The organism is Bacteroidetes bacterium SB0662_bin_6 (assembly GCA_009839485.1).
Lineage (GTDB): Bacteria > Bacteroidota > Rhodothermia > Rhodothermales > VXPQ01 > VXPQ01.
Map to the genome: position 1 here is coordinate 66,230 of VXPQ01000023.1, position 8,026 is coordinate 74,255.

The 8,026-nt window shown below is 58.3% G+C and carries 7 protein-coding genes; 5 read left to right on the plus strand and 2 right to left on the minus strand.

Going from position 1 to position 8,026, the window contains the following annotated elements; genetic code table 11:
• Positions 1-60 precede the first annotated feature (60 nt).
• Positions 61-1,338 (plus strand): adenosylhomocysteinase, encoded by a 1,278-nt coding sequence (locus F4Y00_03680; GenBank protein MYE04055.1) that lies wholly within the window; start codon positions 61-63, stop codon positions 1,336-1,338.
• A gap of 58 nt (positions 1,339-1,396) precedes the next feature.
• On the opposite strand, the gene F4Y00_03685 is transcribed toward F4Y00_03680, so the two are convergent.
• Together F4Y00_03685 and ruvB are read right to left on the minus strand one after the other, a co-directional pair.
• Positions 1,397-1,744, minus strand: coding sequence for a ferredoxin family protein (locus tag F4Y00_03685; GenBank protein ID MYE04056.1), 348 nt, complete (start codon positions 1,742-1,744; stop codon positions 1,397-1,399).
• A 114-nt stretch (positions 1,745-1,858) separates the two neighbouring features.
• Positions 1,859-2,890, minus strand: a complete 1,032-nt coding sequence (gene ruvB, locus F4Y00_03690) for a Holliday junction branch migration DNA helicase RuvB (protein MYE04057.1) — start codon at positions 2,888-2,890, stop codon at positions 1,859-1,861.
• 493 nt (positions 2,891-3,383) lie between these two features.
• Here ruvB and rpoN point away from each other — a divergent pair, with 493 nt between their 5' ends.
• The 4 genes from rpoN to glgA all read left to right on the plus strand — a co-directional run bounded on the left by rpoN (position 3,384) and on the right by glgA (position 7,722).
• Complete coding sequence (gene rpoN / locus F4Y00_03695; GenBank protein ID MYE04058.1) at positions 3,384-4,856, plus strand: RNA polymerase factor sigma-54; 1,473 nt, start codon at positions 3,384-3,386, stop codon at positions 4,854-4,856.
• A 174-nt stretch (positions 4,857-5,030) separates the two neighbouring features.
• Entirely contained in the window at positions 5,031-5,342 is a 312-nt protein-coding gene (locus F4Y00_03700; protein MYE04059.1) for a hypothetical protein, read from the plus strand.
• Positions 5,343-5,344: 2 nt separating this feature from the next.
• Entirely contained in the window at positions 5,345-6,448 is a 1,104-nt protein-coding gene (locus F4Y00_03705; GenBank protein MYE04060.1) for a hypothetical protein, read from the plus strand.
• Positions 6,449-6,507: 59 nt separating this feature from the next.
• Complete coding sequence (gene glgA / locus F4Y00_03710; GenBank protein ID MYE04061.1) at positions 6,508-7,722, plus strand: glycogen synthase; 1,215 nt, start codon at positions 6,508-6,510, stop codon at positions 7,720-7,722.
• The last annotated feature ends 304 nt before the right edge of the window (positions 7,723-8,026 follow it).

Here is an 8,026-nt window from a genome sequence, read left to right on the forward strand (position 1 = left end):
CCGCACATGCGGGTACTTGCCGGATTCGCTTCCTTAACTGTTGATCTGACCCCTCGAAACATGGATTACAAGAAAGGCGCCTACAAGGTGCATGACCTGGGCCTGGCCGACAGCGGACGCCGGGACATTGCATGGGCGGAGAGCCGGATGCCGGTGCTGATGCGCCTGCGCGAACACTACGCCGAAAGCAAACCGTTCGAGGGATACCGGATTACCGGGTGCCTCCATGTCACCAAAGAGACCGCTGTGCTGGTTGAGACGTTCGCCGCGTGCGGTGCGGATGTGGCGTGGTCGGGATGCAATCCGCTCAGCACCAACGACGAGGTGGCCGCCGCCCTGGCGCAGGCCGGCATCGAGATCTACGCATGGCATGGACAAAGCGTGGAGGATTTCTACTGGAGCATCGACCGGACGCTGGATATCCCGCCCCATCTGACGCTCGACGACGGCGCCGATCTGATCTTCCGGGTGCATAATGCTTTTCCGGAACTGGCGGACCACATCGTCGGGGGCAGCGAGGAGACGACGACGGGGGTGCACCGCCTGCGCGCCATGGCCGCCGACGGGAAATTGCTGTATCCCGTGTATGCCGTCAACGATGCGGAAACCAAGTGGGATTTCGATAATGTGTACGGCACCGGACAAAGCACGCTGGACGGGATTCTGCGCGCGTCCTCCATTCTTATCGCCGGCAAGAATTTTGTCGTGGCCGGATACGGGCACTGCGGACGCGGGGTCGCGATGCGGGCGAAAGGATTGGGAGCCAATGTGATCGTCACGGAAGTCCGCCCCACCGTGGCTCTCAAGGCCACGCTGGAAGGTTGCCGGGTGATGACGATGGACGAGGCGGCCGCCGTCGGCGACGTGTTCGTAACCGCGACGGGCATGAAGGACGTGATTCGCGGGCGTCACTTCGCCTCCATGAAGGAAGGCGCCGTGGTGTGCAATACCGGGCACTACGACGTCGAACTCAATCTCGAGGAATTGGCCGAATTATCCGAAAAAACGTCCCGGGTCCGCGCCGACAACCGCGAGTATCTGCTGAAGAACGGCAGGACCATTTATGTGCTTGCGGACGGCCGGCTCGTCAATCTGGCCGCTGCCGAGGGGCACCCCTCCGAAGTGATGGACATGAGCTTTGCGAATCAGTTCAATGCGCATCTCAAGCTTGTCCGGACGCACCAGCGGGGAGAGCACCTCGAAAACACGGTCATCGACTTGCCCGAAGCGCTCGATCAGGAAATCGCTTCCGTCAAACTGGAAACGATGGGTATTTCGATAGACAAACTCACCGACGAACAGACGGCGTACGCTACGGATTACTCCGCCGGAACGTAGCGGAACCGCGAAGCCGGGTCAGGCGGTGGAGAAGGGTTTCGGAGGAGCGCCGCCCGGTTTAGTCGGTCTCCCAGGTGAGAATGTCTTCCTCGGATTTTTCCTTGCCCTCCCATTCCTCCGCGTCCGGGAGCCCCTCGATTTTCTCGGTGATATTGTATCCGAGATCGCGCCATTGATTGGCAAGGTGCTCGTTCCATTCCAGGTAATGGGCCCATTCCTCGGGCAACTCATCGTCCGCATAGATCGCTTCGGTCGGACAGACCGGTACGCACGCATTGCAGTCGATGCATTCTTCCGGATGAATGACCAGGAAATTCGGCCCCTGATAAAAGCAATCGACAGGACAGACCTCTACGCAATCGGTATATCTGCAATTGATACACGGTTCTGCAACGACGTACGGCATATCGAAGCGATAAATAATGTGGCAGAAAAGAGGGATTACGGGAAGCCCTTGTACGAACAGGTACGAAGATAAGGTATACCGGGTTGCCCGGACAAGCGCACCCGTTCAATTCGCTTATTCGAACAGGGATTGCGCCGACCCGGACGGTTTCATGCCGAGGTGTTTGTACGCCCGCTCCGTGGCGATGCGTCCCCGCGGCGTTCTTTCCAGAAAGGCTTCCTGAATCAGGTACGGCTCGTAAACTTCCTCGATCGTGCCGGCGTCTTCTCCTACGGAAACGGAAAGATTGTTCAGTCCCGTGGGGCCGCCCCCGAACTTTTCAATGAGCGTTACGAGGATGCGGGTATCCATATCGTCCAGCCCGTGTTCGTCGACATCGAGGGCGTTGAGGGAGTGGTCCGCTGTCTTGCGGTCGATGGTCCCGTCGCCTTCCACTTCGGCGAAATCCCTTGTCCGGCGCAGCAACCGGTTCGCGATGCGCGGCGTGCCGCGGCTCCGGCGCGCGATTTCGAGGGCTCCATCGTCCGTAATCTCTATATCGAGGATATGCGCCGAGCGCACGACGATCCGCTGAAGGAGCGCCGCCGTGTAGTAATCGTACCGGAAATCGATCCCGAATCGCGCCCGAAGGGGCGCCGTGAGAAGCCCTTTCCGGGTCGTGGCGCCAATCAGCGTGAACGGGGGGAGTGCAAGTTTTACGCTCCGCGCGCTGGGCCCCGAATCGATCACGATGTCGATCCGGTAATCTTCCATGGCGGAATAGAGATATTCCTCCACGACGGGGCTGAGCCGGTGAATTTCGTCCACGAAGAGGATATCGCCCTCTTCCAGGTTCGTCAGGATGCCCGCGATGTTCGCCGGTTTTTCCAGGACCGGCCCGCTTGTCGTGCGGATGCCGGTGGCCATTTCCTCCGCAATGATGTACGCAAGCGTCGTTTTGCCTAACCCGGGCGGTCCGGAAAGCAACACATGGTCCAGCGTTTCCTCGCGCCGCTTGGCCGCCGTCATGAAGACCCGCAGGTTCTCCTTGATTTTTTCCTGTCCGATGAAGTCGTCGAGCGTGCGCGGGCGCAGCACTTTTTCGAGATCTTCTTCGGAATGCCGGGGATGCGGCGACAGGTTCCCGGGATGTTCGGAGCTGGTCATGCGTGTTCCTGCGATGAGGCGCCTTGCGCGGATTCGTACCGGTCAAAATAAAGGATACTCTGATTAAATCCGCATGGGCGGGGACCCTGGGACGCGCCTTCTTTCAAAACATAAACGTGCGGTTGGCCGCGGATTTGCAGGATATCCCGGGCCCTATGTTTTGTTCGAATGCGCGTCCCAAGGTCCCTTTTCCCGGTTGCGATTTTGCGGTTCGGCGTTGGATGGTCTTGTTGCGCGCTCCAGGCCCCAATCATTGCTTAAGCAGCCTCTGAACTTTGTCGATTTAATCAAAGCTTCCGTACATACCGGTAGCAACGCGCCTGCCCCAAGGGTGGTTCGAGGGGATCTCCGGAGGGTGAAATTACAAATTGGGCACAATATTTGCGGTAAATCATATATAAGGTATCATATGCAGGTTTGAGGGGGCATCGAGGTGGTGATGTCCCCACCTGGAAAACACGTTTTAAGCGTCTTTTTTGCAGTACGCCCGATTATGCTGAATCTACAGCAAACACAGCGGCTCCAGCAAAAGCTGTCTCCTCAGCAGATACAGTATATCCAGTTGCTGCAACTGCCTACGCTTGCGCTCGAACAGCGCATCGAGGCGGAGCTGGAAGAGAACCCCTTGCTGGAAGACGCCACGACCGAGGCCGTCGACCTCGCGGAGGATATGGCCGAAGAGCCTGTCGAGGCGGAAAGCGAGCGGGACCCCGACGAGGAGTACGACTGGGGCGAGTTGCTCGACAATACCGAGGATATGTACGGCTACAAGGCGCGCGTCGACTACAGCCGCGAAGAGGACCGGGAACTGCCCCTTCCGGCCACCGGGACGCTGATCGAGCATCTTCGGGACCAGTTGGCGCTGCAGGACCTCACGGAAGAGAAGGAAATCATCGCCGAGCAGATCATCGGTTCGATCGATGAGGACGGCTACCTGCGCCGACCCCTCGAGTCCATCGTGGACGATCTTTCCTTCAATGCCGGGTTCACGCCCGAACTTTCGGACATCGAGGAGATGCTGGAGCGCATCCAGCGGCTCGATCCTATAGGGATCGCCGCCCGCGACCTGCAGGAATGCCTGCTGGTGCAACTCCGCGCCATGCCTCCCACCGTAGCCGGCCGCGACGTAGCCATCCGCATGCTTGCGGAAACGTACAAGGCGTTCACCATGAAGCATTTCGATGCGATCCGGAAGAAGCTGCGCGTTACCGGCGAAGAGCTTCGGGAAGCGTTCGACCTGATCCGCCACCGGCTCGATCCCAAACCCGGAGAGGGCCAGTTTTCCTCCCGGCAGAATTACATCACCCCGGATTTCACGGTGGAATCCGTCGACGACGAGTTCATCGTCACGCTCAACGGACGCAATGCGCCGCCGCTGCACATCTCGCGGCAGTACCGGCAGATGCTCCAGAGCATGGCGGCCCGAAAGAAGGAACCGGGATCATCTTCCGTAGACGCCGCCACGCGCAAGTTTCTGAAGAACAAGTTCGAGTCGGCGCGCTGGTTCATCCAGTCCATCAACCAGCGCCGTCACACGATGACCCGGGTGATGCACGCCATCGTTCGCCTGCAGGAGGATTTCTTCCGGTACGGGGAGGGGCACCTGAAGCCCATGATTCTGAACGATGTGGCAGAGATCATCGAGATGGATATCTCGACCGTCAGCCGGGTGGTCAACGGGAAATACGTGCAGACCCGGTTCGGGGTGTATGAACTGAAGTATTTCTTTTCCGAGGGAATCCGCAGCGCCGACGGCGAGGATGTGTCCAACAAGGAAATCAAGGCGATCCTCGAAGGGATCATCGACGGGGAGGACAAGGCGAAACCCTTGTCCGATCAGCGCCTGGTGGCATCTCTTGAAGAACGGGGATTCGGAATTGCGCGCCGGACCGTCACGAAATACCGCGAGCAATTAGGCATACCCGCAGCCCGCCTCAGGAAGGAGATTGTGGTGGCGTCGATGTAATCGCGGAGCAGGATCTTGCCGGTATCCATTTCCCCCGCAAGAAGGCACTCGATTCCCTTCTTGAGCAGTTCCTCGCCAAGTTCCGGGGCATGCTTGCTACGCGCCCGGATCGTTTCTTAAGTTACAAAGCACCTCACGCGATGATATAGTCCCCATGCAACATCACTAACGTCCATGTCAGACAAAAATACAGACAGACCGAGCATTGCTGAAAAGGTCCGCTTTTGGGAAGAGCAGGACAAAATCAATCAGGCGCTTATTCCCCGGGTTATAGAGATGCATGAGATGGTAATCGATTTCCAGAAACGGACAGATAATATCAGTGGTCAGATTGCCGCCGCGGAGGCTCGCGTGATTCAGGATATGAAAAAGCAAGTGCAGAGCCAGATTGATCAAAAGTTACTCGGCGCCCGCTTTGCTGCTTACGGTGCGCTGGCGCTGGCCGCTCTCGCAAGCATCCTCGCACTTTATCAGTGGATCGCATAGCCATGCAATCCATCGAATTACTCCCCGATTTGGAGCAAATACCCCTTCGTGCCGAACATGGTGGTTACGGCTACGAAGAGGTGGTTAAACGATCGGGGTTGATGCGGAATGACCTCTTTGCTATCGAGGTCGCGGCAGGAATTGAAGGCGTGCTTTCTGCGCTGGTCGCCGCACGGAATGTGTCAGATGCCGATGCTTCTGCCGATTTGCTCGAGGCATACAGGCTCGCATCGCCGGACGCAGCCGCTGAAGTTCCTCTGTATGAGGAATACAACGAAGTGCTTGCACGCGGGCCGGAAAGCGTTGGGGGATTTATTAGCAACATCAAGGGGAAACTGGCTGAAATTCGCGTCCAGGGTCATTTAGAGAAGGAATTCCCTGACTATTCGTTCGAGATTGCGGTCGATCAGAATCAGCCGGTATGGGACATTCTATCCACAAGCCCTGACGGGACAGAGACGCTGATTCAAGTGAAGATCGGAGGGGAAGAATACGCGGGCGAGGTCATTACCCAAATACAGGACAACCCGGATGTACTCTTCGCTGTTGGTAACGAGATACGGGCTACAGTCCTGCAGGAATATCCCGAGCTCTCTGGCCAGTTCGTTGACCTTGAACTCTCCAACTATGAACTCACTGGCGAAGTGGGGCAAGACCTGGAGCTTCTCGCTCAGAGCTCCGGAATTGATGTACCGGATGAGATAGTTGGCCTGATACCTTTCGCGACAGAGATCACTCTCGGCGCTGTTCTTCTCAGCGATATTGTAAAAACAGAGCGTGGTTTTAAAGAGGTAGCAATGGATGAACGAAAGCGTGTCCATGCAATGAAGGCTCTGGTGCTCTTTCAGCGGTTTGGGATATCTGCCGTTTTAACGACAGCCGGGGGAGCGGCAGGCACTCTCGTGGCTCCAGGCCCCGGCAGTGCGATTGGTGCGATAGGGGGCGCTCTGTCTGCCTGGAGACTAAATAGAAAGCTACGTCCCAGAATGCGGAAAATCGGGATGGCGCTAACTGGCGTGACGGAGGACGTTATATTCTATCTCCGCAATAAGGCAGCCATTGACCGCATCGGCGAGTCGTTTTCCAGGACAGCGGCTTCCATATAACCCTGCCAAGGCATTGAAGACCTGAACTCCATTTTTTATCGTCCATCACAGTCCCCCCCATGCGCATTGCCATCCTTACCAACGAGTACCCCCCGCACATTTACGGGGGTGCGGGCGTTCATGTCGAGTATCTCGTGAAAGAACTCCTCGCGGTGGACGGGGGTGCGCATGAGGTACATGTGTGCTGCTTCGGGGACCAGCACGAAGAACGGGACAGGCTGCGCGTGCAGGGAGTCGAACCGGGCGCGGACCTCCCGGCGACGGACCCCCGCCATACCCGGTTCCTCGAAACGATGCTGCGCAACGTGCGCATGGCCGGGCTGGTCTCCGGCGCCGACATCGTACACTGTCATACGTGGTATGCGCACTTCGCGGGGTGCCTGCTTCGCCAACTGGACGGCGCCCGTCTGGTGCTGACCACCCATTCGCTGGAGCCGCACCGGCCCTGGAAGGTGGAGCAACTGGGAAGCGCCTACCACGCCAGTTCCTGGGTCGAGGAAACGGCGTACCGGAATGCCGACGGCGTGGTGGCCGTATCCGATGCCATGCGCCAGGATGTGATGACGCTCTACGACGTGCCGGAAAACAAGGTGCGCGTGATTCCGAACGGCATCGACCCGGACGAGTACCGGCCGGTGGAACGGCCTGATATTCTGCAGAAACACGGCGTCGATCCTTCGAAGCCGTTCGTGCTGTTCGTGGGGCGCATTACCCGGCAGAAAGGGATCGTTCACCTGGTGAACGCCATTGAGCATCTGCGAGAAGGTACGCAGGTCGTGCTGTGCGCCGGGGCGCCGGACACAGAAGACATCGCCCAAGAAATGGAGGCGGCGGTTGCCGCAGCCCGGTCCGCGGGGCGGCACGATATCATTTGGATTGCCGATATGCTCCCGCGCGAAGAGACCATTGCCCTGTACGCGGGGGCTGCCGTGTTCGTGTGCCCCTCCGTGTACGAGCCGTTCGGGATCATCAATCTCGAAGCGATGGCTTGCGAAACCGCCGTGGTGGCTTCCGCCGTGGGAGGCATACCGGGGATTGTGGTGGATGGAGAAACCGGGGTCCTCGTGCCGCTCGAAGCGCGGGGCGCCACCGATTTCGAACCGAAGGACGCGGACCGGTTTTCCAGAGACCTTGCCGACGCCGTCAACCGGCTAATGGACGACGAGGATATGCGCCGCCGGATGGGCGAAGCGGGCCGCCGCCGCGTGGTGGAGCGGTACAGTTGGCGAGCCGTGGCGGAGCAGACCGTGCGCTTCTACGAGGAGTTGCTGTAGTCTTTTCGATCACTTATAGCCAAAAGTGATTGACAAACCGCGTTGCTGCTCATACATGAGTCACAACGCGACAGCTTCGGATATCGTAGAAAGGCGGCTCAATGGATCAATTCTTGCGCAAGGATCAGGTACAAATAGCAACCCAACCGGTTATAGCCCCATCAACCTGGACCATTTCCAACCTCAAAAAAAGGCGGAGCCCGCTTTTGCAGGTTCCGCCTTTTTCCTGTGTGCTCCGTTGAACGGGGTCTGGCCTAAAAGCCCATTCCGCCGCCCATGCCTCCGGGCATGCCTCCTCCGTGAT